This is a genomic window from Mediterraneibacter faecis, assembly GCF_055383675.1.
Window position 1 is genome coordinate 2996747 of the sequence record NZ_AP043803.1, and the last position, 17517, is coordinate 3014263.

The following is a 17517-nucleotide window of genomic DNA, read 5'->3' on the forward strand; positions in this document are numbered from 1 at the left end:
GCACCTCCTTATCGCTGTTTTTCTCTGTTTCTGGTCTTGTTTTTTGACGGTTCGGATTGATTGATAGGTTCAACTTTGCTTCCATTAAGCTCCATTTTTTCAGCAAACTCACATATATGATAGCAGCAATTTCCGACATACAAATGGTAGTCATCAATATACTTGCACACTCTGTCTGCTGTGTGTCCATCACGAAAAGTAATCCTGATTTTTCCACCATCGGGAATATAGAATTTTAAGTTGTAATGACTGTTTATAAATCGAATTTGCTTTTCCTGCGGCTCTGCTCTATTCTCCTGTTGCTTCATTTTCCTTACCTCTCATTTTTGTTGCTTCATCAGAACCGCCGCCCAAATACGAAAAGAGTTTACCGGACTTTGTATTCTTCTGAAGCTCCATAATCACACCCATATCAGGAATCGTGATATTCGGAATTTTCAGGATTGCTTCCATATCAAGCTGCTGCAACTTTTTCTCCGTATCACAACCGGAGTCAAAGAGTTTATTCAGCACCTTAACCTTATTCTGAAAAGTTGCTTTGTCTTTCACGAAAATACCTCCTTAGCTAATGTTGATTACAATAGAAATACTGCCGCTCTGTTCTTCTTTCTGCGGATTACGTGAATACTCAGGAAAAAGGGACTGTACTCTCTGCCTTGCCCTGCGTATGGTTTCAAAACAAGGAAGTCCGTATGCTCGGTAATTAAATACAATATCCTCAAGCGGAAGATTTCCAGCAGGTATATATCCGTACCGATTGTAATAATGCAGAATAAGAAGCATATCATCATACCTCGACATCGGGCATTTCTTTAAGATTTCAAGCACTCGGCTCTCCACCGTTTTCTGTTGTTTCATAATGTTCCTCCAAAAATTAAAGGGACAGAGTTTTTTACGCTCTGCCCCGACTGGTTAATGTTCGCTTGTTACTTACTTCTTACGGTTTTTAACCTGAAGAAAGATAAAGCCGCCGACAATAACGGCGACTAATGCGATAGCGATAATTGTCTTTGCTTCCATTACTCGTTACCCTCCTTTTTCTTCTTTTTGTGTGCAACAACAGACGTTACAGCGATACCGACAGCAGAAAGTCCGGCAAGGACATACCAAAGTTTCATATTGGTATCATCTCCTGTCTTTGGAGTATCCCTCAACTCATTGTGCATTTTTACAACGGCTGTTTCATCAAGTTTGATAGTAACATTCTGGTCGGCAGGTGTGATATATGCAGCAGAGGCATTGTTTGCCACTTCGGATACGGTATATTCGCCAATACGAAGTCCCTCAATCACGATTTCGCCGTTCTTATCTGTTTCAAATGTCATATCATAGCCGTTTGCTCCGGTTACTCTGAACGCAAAACCTTTGACCTTACCGTCTGAAGATGTCTTAACGATTTTCAGTGTTCCACGCATAGCTTCATTGATAAATCCGACACCTGCCTTATTCTCAACGGAATAAGTTGTTTCGTCTTTCTCAATGAAAACAGAGTATTCTCCCTTATCAAGCAGGAAGCCCTCCGGTGCTTTTGTTTCACGGACAATATATTTTCCGTAAAGCAGTTCTTTCATCTCATAAATTCCGGTTTCAGTTTCTTCAAGATTTCCGATAAGTTCATCTCCATCATCAATCTTTCCGTTCTCATTGGTGTCCTTATATACCTCAAAGGTTGCACCCGTAAGCTTGTTATCCGGATATTCAGCGTCCACCTTCGTGAGTCTGATATTGCCGTGAACATACTCATTGACAATCTCAATTTCAACTACCTGCTCGGCTTTGCTAATATTAACCTCATACGCTTTTTCATCAAGAACAAATCCCTTTGGCTGCTCGATTTCTCTTACAATCCATTTGCCATAAGGTACTTTTTCAAAAGAAAAACTACCGTCTTTTGCAGAGATAGTCGTCATAAGTGCAGTATCCTTTGTAAATTCTGTTTCTTCGGCTTTGAAGATACCGATAACAGCACCCTCAAGTGCTTCTCCATTCTCGTCAATCTTCTTACCTGATACAGAACCATAGATAAGTTCATTCTTGATTTCTTTTCCGTCATTTACTTTAATTTCAACCGTTGCGGTATCCTGACCTGCGTATTCAAACACAACCGGATACTTCGTATCAGAGAGAATATAATGCTCATCGGTTGCATTCTCTTTGACATAGTATTTGCCAAACGGAAGGTCTGACTTCATAACAGCAGTTCCATTTTCATTTATGCTGACAATCTCAATCAGTCCATCAGCCGGAATAACGGTACCGCTTGCAGATACAATATCTTCTGCGGCATAAAGACCAAAGCTGATGTTTTTGATTTCTCCGTTGTCGCCAATACCAAATGTCTTATCCTTTTCAATGGCTTTTGCAAGGCTTACCTGAACTTTCTGTCTTTCGTTATAGAATGATGTGGAAGTTTCGGTAACAGAGATATTCTGACCTGCATAAGTAAGCTCAACCGTATGTGTTTCGCCACTCACTACCATTCCATCAGGTGCGGTAATTTCCTTGACCTCGTATTTTCCGAGATAAAGTTCTTTGCTCTTAACAAATCCATCGGAGCTTGTTGTGATAGTATCTACCACTTCGCCCTTTGAATAGCGGAGTGTACCGTCCGGTGTGCTAATATCTTCCGCAGCACGGACTTCATAAACTGCACCCTCAAGTCCTGCCACTTCATAAGCAGGCTGATAAATAACATCACTGTCCTCAGAACCACTTACATTGACACCACTAAATACTTCTCCGGTCTTTTCAACCGTGATAGTACCTTTCTGTGCCATATTCGGCTTATTGACTTTCACAACAGTTACGCCGCCTTCCTCTGTGGAATTTTCTTCGGTAATATCAAAATATACCGGAGTATCATCAAGTACATATCCGTATGGAGCTTGTACCTCTACGATAGAATACCCCTTGCCGTAATCCAGTTTCTCAGGTGTGACAAGAGAACCATTTGCATCGGTATAGAACACATCAATCGTGGTCGGTGTCGGATAAGTAAAGGTCATTTTGACCTGATTACCCTGCGGGTCGTAAATCTTAAATCCTGCTCCTGCATACGGAATACTCTTTCCGCTTTCTGCGTCCACCTTAACTACATTGACAAAGCTCTCGAAGTTACGGTTATTGATAAGATAACGATACGTCTGTGCGTTCTGTGAAATGAACACATCAAAATCGTCCATCATCTCTCTGCCTTCCCAACCAGAAGTCTGGTGTACAGTATAAATACCATACGGCATATCTTTTGTCTGACCAAAGCCATTTTCATCGCAAACGATAGTATCTCTCTCGTCTTTATTGGCTGCGTCATAGCTTCCGGCAGATTTCAGATAAATCTCAAAGGAAGCACCCTTTTCAGGTGTTTCAATCTTTGTTTCTCCATCGTCAGTGTGTTTAATGATAGCCACATTACCTTTGATTACCTGCTCGGTTACATCATTGGAAGTAAGGTTGTGTTCCACCTCATAAAGTTTCGGGTCTGCACCTACTTCATGGATAGTCTTATCAAGCAAATATCCCTCTGACGGTGTGATTTCTCGGATTGTCCAGTCGGTATCACAAACATATTCTTTGGTAGTGAACTGACCGTTTTCATCAGTAACATACTTATCTACAAGCGTTTCTCCCTTATAGATACCGTAAATTGCTCCCGAAAGTTTGGCATTGCCCTGTGCTTCGCCTTTCTCAGCGTCGCTCTTTGTTACTGTTACAGTAAACTTCTTCAAAATATTATTGAAGTTTCTTGTGGTTACTTCTTTCCACTTCACTGGTGCAATCTGATTTTTCGGCACAACATAACGGATAGCCGTGTCTACTTCCTCAAGGGTATATGGTTCAGAACCACTGATAAGCACATCTTTGAAAGTTGCCACACCGTTTTTGTCTGTAACTGCATACTGGTCAACAGCAGCACCGGAAAGAGAAGTACCGAAAAGATGGAACTTCATACCTTCAACAAGGTTATCTTCTGAGGACTTCACTACCTGAAGGTCGCCACGCTTCAATTTGTTATTAAAATTGACCTTTGCACCCTGTCCTGCTACAACAGTAACTCTATGTGTTTCCTGCGGCTCGTACTTATCGTATGCCTGCTCGGTTACAGTATAGATACCCGGCATAAGGTTATCAATCTGGAACTTACCGCCATTAGCTGTTGTAACCGTCTGATTGATACCGTTTCCGGTAATCGTGAAGTTAATACCGTCAACCTTGCCGTCCTCACTGGTCTTTACAATCTGACAAGAACCATAGCTGACTTTCATCTTCACATAACCGTTGATACTGTCGCTTACTTCCTGAGCATAGCTGACAACATCCTGCACACTGGAATTCTGACCGTGTTTGCCCTCTGACCATACAACCACACCTCTGCGGACTGCATTTTTCTTGGTTGCGGTAATGGTAAATTCCTTACTCGGTGCTGTATCCATAGAAACCGTAAGTTTGTTACCATTCACTGAAAAGCTCACTCCACTGATGCTTGCCTTGAAATTATATTTGGACAGCACATTATTGGAATCTGTCAGAGTAGTTGTGTACTTGCTTCCGTTCCACTCAAGTTCTATTGTCTTTGCCGAACCGGATGATTTATTACAAAAACTCGGTATGGTCGCATGGTTCTGTACACTCTGCACCATACTGTTGTAATAACTGAAAATCTTATTGCGAAGCGGATGCTTTGCATTGATGACATCTTTCACATTGCTGCAACCACTGGCTGCTACATGATTGAAGTTCACATCACGCTCTCCGATAACAGTTTCCCAGATAAGAAGCTGTGTGGCATAAGCCTGTGCAATGCTGTTTGCTGCTGCTTCATTCTGTGACCTCCAAGATGTCGAGATTGTCCCACGGTAGCCATACTGTAAAATACGACCAACGAAAAGACGGATTTCATCTCCGGAAATAACCCCGTTGGATGCAAGGTTATTAAAATAATTTTCGTCATACTTATTCATTGTCTGACCGACCTTGAGCGAAATTCCCGGCTCAATACAATAAGCAACATTGCCTGAGTATGAGCCAATAGCCTTAAGATTGGTAAAATTAGAACGTCCGGTATGCCAACCATTTTTCAAGGTCAAATTACTGTGTCCCCATACCCCATCGTAATTAGCATCGCCATCACGAGGGAAATCGACCATATAAACATCGGCTTTTTCTCCCGAAGCAGCATATGCTGTTATCGAGCCAATGCCTGCAAAAGTGGTCACACACATAAGGGTCGCCAAGAAAAGCGACGTGACTCTTTTGAATTTTGACTTTATCATTGCGTTTCCTCCTGTAAAAATTGAAAAACACACCGTATCTCTACGATGTGCCTTTGTGGATTTTCTCTTACGACAAGATTTACCTGCCGAAAAACAAATGCGGATTTTTCGTTAATTTTTCATTTTACCATACACCTCCTGTCCGTTCATACTGTGCGATTGCCCCTTAGAGATAGACATATACTTTGAGATAGTTATATTCAAGTGAGATAGTATATATCATTTTCGGTAGGTAAAAGTATAACTAAGGGGTTAGAGTGTGAGAAAGGGGAACTGTAAAACAGGCTATCTGCTGTCACGCTCTGCACGATTACGCAAGAACTTGTTGTAATGCTCCAATGCCTTGCAGACAAAATCCTCCGTCTGACTGACGGGAATATTTTTCGGGATAAGCTGTCTTACTCTGTCGCCCCTCAACACGATTTTTTCCTTTTGGTTCGGCTTTTCCTCAGACATAACAGCGTGGATTGCTTCGGTTGTAAGGTTGCCCTCGTTGAATAACTTTCGCATACGGATTGTCTGGTCGTGTGACGGGGTAGCGTCATTCAGGTCGATTTCGTCAACCACATCACGCTGGCAATCTTCATCAAGATAGGAAAGTTCTACGGCAGGACGCATTTTGATACGCCCCTCATCAACAAATTCAAGCAGTTCGGGAACAAGGTTTGTTAAACGAATATAACGACGAACTTGCGTTTGACTGTCGCCCGATTGTTCTCCGATTATTTGAGCAGTTTCTTTGCCATCCGACTTCCGACCCAGTGGGTTGGAAGTTAAATCTGTTCTTTTCCCTTGTCTGCTTAATGCTTCTAAACGCATTTTATAGGCAAAGGCTTTTTCACTCGGCAATATCTCTGACCTTTGGAAATTACTCTCAACCATTAAAATGGTCGCTTCATCTCTGTTCAGGTCTACAATCTCACTTCTCAGTGTTTCAAATCCTGCCAGTTCACAAGCTCGCTTTCGTCTGTGTCCTGAAACAAGTTCATATCTGCCGTCCTCTTTCTGCCTTACCGTTGCCGGAGTAATAACCCCTCTTTCCTTGACACTCTCCACAAGCTGCATCATATCTTCATCGTCCCTGACCTTAAACGGATGGTCTGGGAAATCATCAATCAGCTCTAACGGAATATCTCGGATTTTTGAAAGCTGTTCTTCATCTCTCTGTGCCTGAGTGGTAAATAAATCATCGAGCTTCGTGAGAGTGAAGTCGCTCTTTCTTCCTGCCATCGGCTAACACCTCCTTTGTAAATTCAGCGTATGCCTTAGACACTGTGCTATTTGGCTCATAAGCATAAATGCTCTTGCCTTTGGAAGAAGTTTCAGCGGCTTTTACGGCAATCGGGATTTGTGTTCGATACATTCTTATCTGATTACCGAAGTTTGCCCTGAGTGCTTCAACCGTACTCTTTGCAAGGTTTGTTCGGCTATCCACCAAAGTAAGCAGCATACCGTCTATCTTAATATCCGGATTGATATACTTCTTTACTTTTGAAATAGTCTGCACAAGCTGTGTCATACCCTTTGCCGGCAAATACTGAGCCTGAACCGGAATGATAACACTGTCTGCCGCCGATAAAGCATTAAGAGTAACCATACCAAGTGAAGGCATACAGTCTATAATTACATAATCATATCTGTTTTTCACTTGACTCAGATAATTCTTGAGTGTAGTTTCTCTGCTCATTGCGTTTACAAGGTTAAATTCCATTGCTGAAAGCTCAAGGTTTGCCGGAACAAGGTCAACACCTTCTTCGTGGTGCAGGATACCAACCATAGGGTCTGTCATCGTTTCATTGATTACATCTGTGAGTTTCGTTGCAAGCGTGATACCCAAACCGTCTGTATCCTGCCAACCAAGACAAGTCGTTAAATCGCCCTGCGGGTCTGCGTCTATGAGCAATACTTTCTTGCCCTGCATTGCAAGCCCGACTCCGAGATTAACTGTTGTGGTGGTCTTTCCGACTCCGCCTTTCTGGTTACATACGGAAATCGTTTTACAGTTTGACACTTCTTTTTGCCCTCCTTTCTGAAAATTCATAGCCACCGCATTATGGCTATGTACCTGACCGACTCATTTCCTAATCGGTCATAGCAATATTTGTTCTCAACACCCCTTGCCAAGCAAAATGCTTATGGGAAGTCACTAAGGAACAGACTGCTTATCTGTATCATAGGATTCTAACCTCTGCCGGGTACTCCGCCAGCTCCGTAGAGAAGTATCATTATCATTCTGACTGTCATCGCCATATCAGGGGCAACCTGATACTCATAGCCGGAGTTCTCGCTATTCTGAAATACAGAAATCACGGCGTACCTGCTAAAGTGGCTATCATCAGAAGTAAAGTCTTAGTGAATGACTTATTCAATTTTCAAGTGAAAAGGCTTCCGTTTTTGCTATCTGGAATGAACCCCTTCACTCATTTGGACAAAGGGGTATGAAATGCACACCCAAAATCGCCGCTTTTCCAAAAATTTTTCAAAAAAATTTTTGAAATAAAAAAAGCCGCCTGCTCCGGTTAGGAAACAGACGGCAAAACACGTTCTAAATGTATTCAATTTTCAATTTCTTTTTCTTTGCTTCAAGCACTTTACAGAGGACATCATCTACTGCATCGGTGTATCGTCCCTGAGCTGCTAAATTGTTCTTCAGTTCAATGAGCGATTGTATCACTCGGCTTCGTTCTTCTTCATTTAAGTATAGATGATAGGTTTTCTCTCTCATTGGCTGTCCCTCCATCTTTCAAATGTATTTTTTATTATCTCCACATCTTCCTCGGTATCGGAAGAAATAAATATATGTACGCTCTGAAAAGCTTTCTTTAAGCTATTGGCATAATCCAGTTCTGTGCCTTTCATCGGCAGCTTAATCAGCCTTATCCCTCGTTGCTTACACATATATGCTTTCATTATTTCTATATTCTCATCAGCACTTCCGGACTCAATAGCCAACTTTTCTGAAGGTATGTATGTTTCAAGCGGAACTCCAAGCAATCGGTCAGAACCAAGTTCTGCTTTCAAGCCTTTCTTATTAGAATAATAGCTGACAGCCAAAGCAGGAAATAATGACAAATACTCCTGCTCACAAAATCGACAGCCTTTATTCAATATCGTTCTTTCATTTATCTTCATACTCCACGAATGACCGTGCCTGCATTTCCACCACGCTCTCTTTGCCGAAGTTCGTGATACTTGTGTCGGTTTCAATTTATTCTGTTCATAATCCCATTCGCTAAGAAGCTGACTGTCTGTTGTCGCCAAATCATTATATCCGGCAAGGACTTCTCTCTCTGCACAAACGGGGCATACCGTACCTTTTACACGAGCATTGATAACTGATTTCCACTCATTACCGCATTTTCTGCACTTCCACCAGACATTTTTCCTCGACTTTGCATTTACCTCATCAGGCTTCAATGACAAGTTCTTCTCCGACCACTCAGAAGCAATTTCAGGGTGTGTTGTCTGCAAATCGTTAAACCCTTTCAGGAATATGTACCCACTGCAATACGGGCATTTGCTCCCACCGGAACGAGTAGAAATAAGGGTGTTCCACTCTCTTCTGCAATCCTTACACTTCCACCAAGCCTTACGATTGGCAAAGACCGTAACCTGAGTTGGAAGTAACGGATAATTTCTATCCGACCACTCGGCAGCTATATCCGGCAGAAGTGTTGCAAGGTCATTAAATCCTGCCAACACTTTATTATGGGAGCAATACGGGCAACCTGTTTTATTTATTGTCCTGCTCTTAACGGCTGCTTCCCACTCGTGACCTTTCTCGCATCTCCAAATCACTTTCTTATGAGAACCAATAGAAACCTCTGTCGGTTTTATCTTATTCTTTTTCGACCACTGCTTTACCAGTAGCGGCTCTAATGTCGCCAAATCGTTAATCCCTGCAATCACTCTCGCACCGGAACATATCGGGCATTTTTCTCCATTAGAACGAGCCTTAACGCTTGTCTGCCATTCGTGACCGCAAGCACCTCTCCACCATACTTTTTTATTTGAACCAAAGGTAATATCATCAGGTGTAAGCGGTATGTTCTTCTCCGACCACTCCGAAACAAGCTCCGGGTGTACTTCTGCTAAACTGTTGTTCATAGCCAAACCTCAACCTCCTTGTGCTTAGAGTATATGAAGTTTTGGCTTTATCTTGTAGTTTGCGAATATCCGTATAAATAGAAAAAGCCCTTTGAGAAAAGGATTTCTCCTCTCTCAAAGGGTAAATTGAAAAACTTGAATCTGTACTACCGAATAAAATTAGTCAGTATTTTTTCTTCTGTATCAGGCATTTCAATTCCTTGCTTTTTTCCAAGTGCAATACATTTTAATAACCATGCCATATTATTGGCAAGTGTTCTCATTGTCTGCATTCCCTCTAAATCCTGTCTCACATCATCCGGTGTAAATCCGTGTACCTGATTCCAATACTGCGATGAAACAACAGGCATACTATTCATCGTAAAGTACTTGTTTAACTGATCAAAGGTTGCTGATGCTCCACCACGTCTACAGCTAACAACAGCAGCACCAAGTTTTCCCTCAAACTTACCACTTCCTGCAAAAAATGCTCGGTCAAGAAATGATGTAATCTGTCCACTTGCCCCTGCATAATAAACCGGAGAGCCTAATACGATTCCGTCTATTTCCGGCAGCTTTGCAATGAATTCATTAACACGGTCATCAACAAAACATTTCCCGGTTTTTTGACAGTTTCCACAGGCGATACAACCTGCTATTGGCTTTACACCTAAATACATCATCTCTGTTTTAATTCCATTTGCCTCAAGGGTATCTGCAACTTCTTTTAATGCTGTGTATGTGCATCCTTCCTTGTGAGGACTTCCATTTATCAATAATACTTTCATCGTAACCTCCTTAAAAATCTGTATAGGATGCTGTATCTTGCATTTCATCCATTAGCTGTACTGTGTTTAAGGCAATTTCTCGAATTCCGTTACAGCAATCTGTTCCCATTGGAAGGGATTCCGGTGGATTATCCATTTCTGCAACCTTGATATAGAGTTCTGCGGCTTTCTTTGGATTACCTGCTTGCGTTCCATTTTGTCCATTATAAAAATCCATATTTTCATCATAAAGGTCTTGATATGGGGAGTGTTCCGCTATATCTGTTTTATGTGAAGCCCCAAAAAACTCTGTTCTCATAAATCCGGGTTTTACATCCGTAACGTGAATTCCGAATTGCTTAACCTCCATTGCCAATGTTTCAGAAAGAGCCTTTACAGCGTGCTTTGTCGCACAATATGGACCGGATAAAGGACCGACATTATAGGCACCCAAACTGCTCACATTAAAAATATGACCGCTGTTCTGTTTTCTCATTATCGGTAATGCAGCTCTGATAACATTTAGCAGTCCAAAAACATTGATGTCAAATAGTTCTCGAACAGCTTTATCACTCATTTCTTCAATCGTTGCCAAATGTGTATATCCTGCATTATTGACCACTACATCCACTCTTCCGAATTTCAACACTGTCTTTTTCAATGCGGTTTTTACGCTTTCTTCATCTGCAAGATTCATTGAGAGTGGTAAAAACTGTTCACTTTCATTTCCAAAAGCTTCTATTAAAGCCTGCTTGTTTCTACTCGTCGCTGATACCATATAACCTTGTTCCAATAATTCGTTAACCAATGCGTGTCCTAACCCTTTGGAACATCCTGTAACAAACCATACTTTCTTATTTTTCATTTTTCTTCCTGCCTTTCCAAATTAACTTCTGCATATATTCGTGACTCCATTCGTCTTCCTTGCCGGCTAAAAGTTTTGCATAATGGTCAACTTTTCTATCCAACACTTTTATTCTCAGCTTCAAGTTTTCAATTTCTTCCAGTGTCTTTTCTCGCTGTTTGGACATAATCTCGAACCTTTGCTGTAATGTAGAATCACCCTGCTGATACAATTCAATGTATCTTTTTATTTCTTTTAAAGGCAATCCTGTATCCCTAAGTGAAATACTGACAAAAAGCCATTCTAATTCCATATCATCAAAAATTCGCTGATTATATGAATCTCGTTTTGTTCCCGGTATCAATCCCTGGTCATCATAATATCTGACTGTATGAACTGAAACTCCAAGAATATCAGCTACTTCCTTTACTGTATACATAGTCTTTGCCTCCTTAATTGCAGTATACAGCATTCGAGTTACTCGAATGCAAGAAGTTTTTTAAAGAGTGCAGGATTTTATTAAAATCTATACACTCTTACTCCTAATTTCTTTACAAATTCAGATTTGCATTTCCATTCATTTTAGAAAATGGGCAATCCCGATTGGGACTGCCCATTCATCTTGAAAATTATGCGATTTTTTCTTGCTTGCACCGATTTCTGCATCAATTGATGTAAGTTTGATGTAAATCGCTGTTTTTTCAGTTTTTTATCAAATGAAGTACGTCCCGTCTATTTGATAAAACGGTACATCTTTACATCATCTTAATAGAGCTTTGCACCTGCTGGAATGTGGTCATCAACCATCAGAAGGTTCAGTCCTTCGTGACCGTCTTCCTCGTGTACTGCTGAAATCAGCATACCTTCGGAATCAATTCCCATCATCTTTCTTGGTGGCAGGTTCACGATAGCAATTGCTGTCTTACCAACCAGTTCTTCCGGCTCGTAATACTCGTGAATACCGCTTAAAATCACACGGTCTTTGCGTTCTCCGTCATCTAATGTAAACTTCAGAAGCTTCTTTGACTTCGGTACTGCTTCACAAGCTAAAATCTTAACTGCACGGAAATCAGACTTACTGAATGTATCGAAATCTACCATTTCTTCAAAGATTGGCTCAATCTTTACGTTGGAGAAATCAATCTTTTCAGATTCAGTTTTTACATTTTTTTCAGGTGCTTCAGAAGCTGTATTATTTACATCATTTTTCTTATTTACACCATCTAAGGACTTCATTGTCGGGAACAGTAATACATCTCTGATTGCCTCTGCTCCTGTCAGCAGCATACACATTCTGTCGATACCGAATCCGATACCACCTGTAGGCGGCATACCGATCTCCAGTGCGTTCATGAAGTCTTCATCTGTTGTGTTGGCTTCATCATCTCCCTGTGCAAGCAGTTCTTCCTGCGCTTTGAAACGCTCTCTCTGATCGATCGGGTCATTCAGCTCGGAGTAAGCATTTGCCATCTCCCATCCATTCATGAAGAACTCGAAGCGCTCTACATATTCTGGATTCTCTGGTTTCTTCTTTGTCAGTGGAGAGATCTCAACCGGGTGATCCATAACGAATGTCGGCTGAAGCAGATGCTCCTCTACGAACTCCTCGAAGAAGAGGTTGAGGATGTCACCTTTCTTATGTCTCTCTTCAAATTCTACATTATGCTCTTTTGCAAGTTCTCTTGCCTGCTCCAGAGTCTCAACTTCATTCCAGTCAACGCCTGCATATTTCTTAACTGCATCAACCATTGTGATACGCTCGAACGGTTTACCGAGATCCATCGGGATTCCTTTGTAAACGATCTGTGTTGTTCCAAGAACTTCCTGAGCAACAAAGCGATACATGTTCTCTGTCAGATCCATCATGCCGTGGTAATCTGTGTATGCCTGGTAAAGCTCCATCAGAGTGAACTCTGGGTTATGTCTTGTATCAAGACCTTCGTTACGGAATACACGTCCGATCTCGTATACTTTCTCAAGTCCACCAACAATCAGTCTCTTCAGGTACAGCTCAAGTGAAATACGAAGCTTCAGATCCTCATTCAGTGCGTTGAAATGTGTCTCGAACGGTCTTGCAGCTGCTCCACCGGCATTTGCTACAAGCATCGGAGTCTCAACTTCCATGAATCCTTCTCCGCTTAAGTACTTACGGACTGCTGCAAGGATCTTGGAACGTTTGATAAATGTATCTTTAGAGTCTGCATTCATGATCAGGTCTACGTATCTCTGACGATAACGTGTGTCTGTATCTGTCAGGCCGTGGAACTTCTCCGGAAGCATCTGTAAGCTCTTGGAGAGAAGTGTCATCTTCTCGGCATGGATAGAGATTTCTCCTGTTCTTGTTCTGAAAGCGAATCCTTCAAGTCCGAAGATATCACCGATATCAGATTTCTTGAAATCAGCGTAAGCGTCTGTTCCGATTGCATCTCTTGCTACGTATACCTGGATGTTTCCCTGTAAATCCTGGATATTACAGAAAGAAGCTTTTCCCATAACTCTCTTGAACATCATACGTCCTGCGATTGCTACGTGAATCGGGCTTGCATCCATGATGCTTCTTCTCTCTTCGTAATCATTCTTGAGAGCCTCTTTTGCCTGCTCTTCATCCATACCTTCTACGTTCGGCTGCTGGTGATCTTTTAAAATCTCAGCCTCATGTGCCTCATAGAGATCTTTTACTTCGAGTGAATGGTGTGTCTGGTTAAACTTTGTAATCTGGAAAGGGTCTCTTCCGTTCTGCTGCAGTTCTGCAAGTTTCTCACGGCGAACCTTTTTCAGCTGATTCATATCTGGTTCCTGTGTGTTCTTCTGATTCTGTCCCACTGTCTGTTCTCCTTCCGTTTCTATCTGCTTCCGCATCAATTTTTACATAAATCAACTTGGAAGCATTATTTTGTATATTGTCTTTTTAAGCGAATTCAGACCTCTTAATAGTAAGAGGTCTGTCCTAAGCTGATTATGAACGTTTGATATCAAGTACTTTGTACTGGATAACTCCTGCCTGTGTCTCAACGTCAACGACATCATTGATTTTCTTTCCGATCAGTGCGTGACCTACCGGAGACTCATTGGAGATCTTTCCTTCCAGACTGTTCGCCTCTGTAGAACCAACAATCTTGAACTCCATCTCTTCATCAAATGTGATGTCGTAAACCTTTACTGCACATCCAACATTGATCTTATTAAGATCAACTTCATCCTCTACTACAACTTCTGCATTCTTCAGGATTGCCTCAAGCTCCTCGATACGGGCTTCGATATCTCTCTGCTCGTCTTTCGCTGCATCATACTCAGCGTTCTCGGAAAGGTCTCCCTGCTCTCTTGCCTCTTTGATCTTACCTGCAACTTCTTTTCTCTTTACTACTTTCAGATTCTCAAGTTCATCCTCAATTGCCTTTAATCCGGCATAAGTAAGTAATCTTTTTTTTGCCTCTGCCATTGTTCCTGCTTCCTTTCTACTTCCTTACCGTCACTGCCTGTTGCAATAACGTTTCGTTTCCTACAACATTTACAGATTCTCTGCAAATCATTTTCTGTCTATACTTTTCATGCATTCAAAGTTTCTTCTCTGTCTACAGATATTATGATCTAACCAAATTGCTCCATTGCTATGCAATTTATACTTTTGACACTTACATCATATTATCGGTTTTAAAATGCATGTCTGCTGTCTTTTTCTCCTGAACGCCAATCGTTGTATCAGCGTCCGTCCGCAATTTCAATATTATACTCAAACTCGCGCTTTCTGTCAAGCAATTTCACTCTCACAGGTCACTTCTGCGCAGTGTATGAAAAGCCTTTAAAACCGCCTTTTTCCGAACTTTTTCCAACTGTTTTCCGAAGTCCCGGAGCTTCTTTTCCTACAGTCTCTGAAAGAGAAGTTCTTCCAGTTCCTGATAGGACTCTACCCGGTTGATTTCTTCACGCAATTTTGCAGAACCTTTCAGTCCCTTTGTATACCATGCCACATGTTTTCTCATCTCGCGGATACCAATGAATTCACCTTTGTATTTTAGCTGTAATCTGGCATGACGAAGCATCATATCACGAACTTCTTCTTTTCCCGGACGTTCTGGTAATGTGCCTGTCTCTTCATATGTGATCATCTCGGAGAAGATCCATGGATTCCCCTGTGCTCCTCTCGCGATCATGATTCCGTCACACCCTGTTTGTTTTACCAGCTCCTCTGCTTTCTGTGGGCTTGTCACATCTCCGTTTCCAATTACCGGAATAGAGACAGCTTCTTTTACCTGACGGATGATATCCCAATCTGCCTGTCCGCTGTAATACTGTTCTCTTGTCCTTCCGTGCACGGCTACAGCTGCTGCCCCGGCCTCCTCAATGATCTTCGCGATCTCAACCGCATTAATGCAGCTGTCATCAAATCCTTTTCTTATCTTCACAGTGACCGGCTTATCAATCGCCTTCACCATTGCACTGACGATTTCATAAACCAGCTTCGGATTCTTCATAAGTGCAGAGCCTTCTCCGTTGCGCACAACCTTCGGCACCGGACATCCCATGTTAATATCCATGATATCAAATGGACGCTCTTCCACACGTTTTGCCATCTCACTCATAATCTTCGGATCTGATCCAAAAAACTGAAGTGACACTGGCTGTTCATCCGGGTGGATCTCCAAAAGTGACTCTGTATTTTTATTATTATATAAAATCGCTTTTGCGCTGACCATCTCCATACACAAAAGACCTGCTCCCTGTTCTTTACACAACACACGGAATGGAAGATCTGTCACTCCGGCCATCGGTCCTAAGATGTAACGGTTTGGCAGCGTCACATTTCCTATTTTCAACTGTTTCATCATATTCTATTCTTTCTAATCTATAACTATTCTTCTTATTTGACTTTAGTATCATAGTAAATAACTGCCGAAAAGTCAACGTACACGATCTGTTCTTTCGCATTCACACAAAAAAGTCTGAATAAATCCGGCAATCACAAAGCTTTTGCAATCCTCCATTTATTCAGACTTTTTTATCTGTCTTTTAATATCTCTTGATTTTTCTTGAAGCTGTCTTCTCAAATTCTTTCTCGCGAATGATCAGACTATAAATTTTTTTATATGCCGGTGCACCCTGATTATATTCATCAATCAGTTTTTGGAGTTCTACACGGACTTCCTCTTCTCTTTCAAGTCCCTGCTTTTTTGCGTACTCTTCATCCGGATATATTTCTGCCTCGATCACTCCTTTTGCTTCTCTTACTAATACTTCCTGTACGAGTCTTGAAGAACTTAATTTATTCTCCAGTTCTTCCGGTGAGACATTTTCTCCATTCTTTGTAATGATCAGGTTTTTCTTTCGTCCTGTCAGATAGATAAACCTTTCTTCATCTACATATCCAAGATCCCCTGTGCAAAGCCATCCATCTTTCAGTGCGGTTTTTGTTTCTTCCGGCATCTTGTAATATCCTTGCATTACACTGCTTCCGCGAACCCACAGTTCTCCATCTACGGTCTTTGCCTCGCAGTTTGGAAGAAGTTGTCCTACTGAATTCTTTTTTACATTCCATGCAACGGTTGTACTGATGACCGGTGAACATTCTGTCATTCCATATCCCTGGAGAATCTGGATTCCAAAACGTTCGAACAGCTCAATATAATCCGGGTTCAGGTATGCACCTCCACTGCAGATCGTATGAAACTGAGATCCAAATACTGCTTCTTTTACCACTTTTTCCGGAAGGTCTTTTACGTCTTCTAACTTTTTTGCAAAAGTTTCAATCATGAGCGGTACCATCAGGATCATATTCGGCTTAAATAATTTGATATTTTTTGCTACACGCATCAAAGAGTCATTGATACAGATAATTGCACCGAGAGAAATTCCTTTCAGGATATCCATACTCAGGCAGTATGCGTGGTGAATCGGTAAAACTGACAGGATCACATTTCTCTCTGGGAGCTTCATATCCAGACATGTCGCGTTCTCAACGAGATTTCTGTGTGTCAGCATCACACCTTTGCTCTTTCCTGTTGTCCCTGATGTGAACATGATCGTACAGAGTTGATCCGGAGTAATCTCTGTTTTTTCTACTCCTGTATCCTCATCTATCGTTTGTTCCATCATTGATTTTGTAAGAGAAAGTATATTTCCCTCATTCGCTTCTTTCTGCATAGAAAGGATGTACTTCAGTTTTGGACACTTTTCTTTCGCTGCTTCGATCACATCTTTACGAATCTCATCCAGAATCAGGATTGTTACATCTGCACGGTCGATAAGTTCACACAGTTCTTCTGCCGGAAGTGACACATCCAACGGTACTGCAACATTTCCGCCGTCCACAATTCCAAAATAGGAAGCAATCCATAGATAAGAAGTCGCACCGATCAATGCGATATGACTTTTTGGATCTCCCAGTTTTTTCAATAATGCTGTTATTCTCTCACTGTCTTCTTTCAACTGTGTGTATGTCTTTGCCGCAATTTCATTTTTTCCTGCTTTGTAACGGATTGCGTCTTCATTTCCAAAACATTTTTCTGCATTTGTAAGAATATCGCGAATTGTTCTATATTCCATTTTCTTTTCC

Annotated in this window: 15 protein-coding genes; all 15 read right to left on the bottom strand. The window is 41.5% G+C overall.

Annotated elements, in window-relative coordinates; translation table 11 throughout:
- Positions 1-8: 8 nt before the first annotated feature.
- Entirely contained in the window at positions 9-308 is a 300-nt protein-coding gene (locus tag ACZ47Z_RS14190) for a hypothetical protein (RefSeq protein ID WP_054754264.1), read from the bottom strand.
- Complete coding sequence (locus tag ACZ47Z_RS14195) at positions 289-549, bottom strand: hypothetical protein (protein ID WP_023920501.1); 261 nt, start codon at positions 547-549, stop codon at positions 289-291. The genes ACZ47Z_RS14190 and ACZ47Z_RS14195 overlap by 20 nt, the downstream gene beginning before the upstream one ends.
- A gap of 12 nt (positions 550-561) precedes the next feature.
- The gene (locus ACZ47Z_RS14200; RefSeq protein ID WP_054754262.1) at positions 562-858 is read right to left on the bottom strand and encodes a hypothetical protein; all 297 of its coding nucleotides are present in this window, start codon (positions 856-858) and stop codon (positions 562-564) included.
- Between the two features lie 161 nt (positions 859-1019).
- Positions 1020-5270, bottom strand: coding sequence for a SpaA isopeptide-forming pilin-related protein (locus ACZ47Z_RS14205; protein ID WP_464525683.1), 4251 nt, complete (start codon positions 5268-5270; stop codon positions 1020-1022).
- 285 nt (positions 5271-5555) lie between these two features.
- Positions 5556-6500 carry a ParB/RepB/Spo0J family partition protein gene (locus ACZ47Z_RS14210; RefSeq protein ID WP_117825218.1) on the bottom strand — a complete coding sequence of 315 codons (945 nt, stop codon included), beginning with the start codon at positions 6498-6500 and terminating at the stop codon, positions 5556-5558.
- Positions 6457-7281, bottom strand: coding sequence for a ParA family protein (locus ACZ47Z_RS14215; RefSeq protein WP_054754259.1), 825 nt, complete (start codon positions 7279-7281; stop codon positions 6457-6459). The genes ACZ47Z_RS14210 and ACZ47Z_RS14215 overlap by 44 nt, the downstream gene beginning before the upstream one ends.
- A 534-nt stretch (positions 7282-7815) precedes the next feature.
- On the bottom strand, positions 7816-7995 hold the full coding sequence (locus ACZ47Z_RS14220; RefSeq protein ID WP_002594660.1) for a hypothetical protein: 180 nt from the start codon (positions 7993-7995) through the stop codon (positions 7816-7818).
- Complete coding sequence (locus ACZ47Z_RS14225; RefSeq protein ID WP_117825216.1) at positions 7992-9377, bottom strand: zinc-ribbon domain-containing protein; 1386 nt, start codon at positions 9375-9377, stop codon at positions 7992-7994. The genes ACZ47Z_RS14220 and ACZ47Z_RS14225 overlap by 4 nt, the downstream gene beginning before the upstream one ends.
- A gap of 146 nt (positions 9378-9523) precedes the next feature.
- Positions 9524-10144 carry a flavodoxin family protein gene (locus tag ACZ47Z_RS14230; RefSeq protein ID WP_117825211.1) on the bottom strand — a complete coding sequence of 207 codons (621 nt, stop codon included), beginning with the start codon at positions 10142-10144 and terminating at the stop codon, positions 9524-9526.
- Between the two features lie 10 nt (positions 10145-10154).
- Positions 10155-10988 (bottom strand): SDR family oxidoreductase, encoded by an 834-nt coding sequence (locus tag ACZ47Z_RS14235; RefSeq protein WP_117825208.1) that lies wholly within the window; start codon positions 10986-10988, stop codon positions 10155-10157.
- A complete protein-coding gene (locus ACZ47Z_RS14240) occupies positions 10978-11406 on the bottom strand; it encodes a MerR family transcriptional regulator (protein ID WP_054754248.1) in 429 nt (142 codons plus the stop codon). The genes ACZ47Z_RS14235 and ACZ47Z_RS14240 overlap by 11 nt, the downstream gene beginning before the upstream one ends.
- Positions 11407-11732: 326 nt before the next feature.
- The gene (gene lysS / locus ACZ47Z_RS14245; protein WP_464526064.1) at positions 11733-13754 is read right to left on the bottom strand and encodes a lysine--tRNA ligase; all 2022 of its coding nucleotides are present in this window, start codon (positions 13752-13754) and stop codon (positions 11733-11735) included.
- A gap of 169 nt (positions 13755-13923) precedes the next feature.
- Positions 13924-14406, bottom strand: coding sequence for a transcription elongation factor GreA (greA, locus tag ACZ47Z_RS14250; RefSeq protein WP_015530013.1), 483 nt, complete (start codon positions 14404-14406; stop codon positions 13924-13926).
- Positions 14407-14827: 421 nt separating this feature from the next.
- A complete protein-coding gene (gene dusB / locus ACZ47Z_RS14255) occupies positions 14828-15790 on the bottom strand; it encodes a tRNA dihydrouridine synthase DusB (RefSeq protein WP_055157160.1) in 963 nt (320 codons plus the stop codon).
- Positions 15791-15974: 184 nt separating this feature from the next.
- Complete coding sequence (locus ACZ47Z_RS14260; RefSeq protein WP_464525684.1) at positions 15975-17507, bottom strand: AMP-binding protein; 1533 nt, start codon at positions 17505-17507, stop codon at positions 15975-15977.
- Positions 17508-17517: the final 10 nt, after the last annotated feature.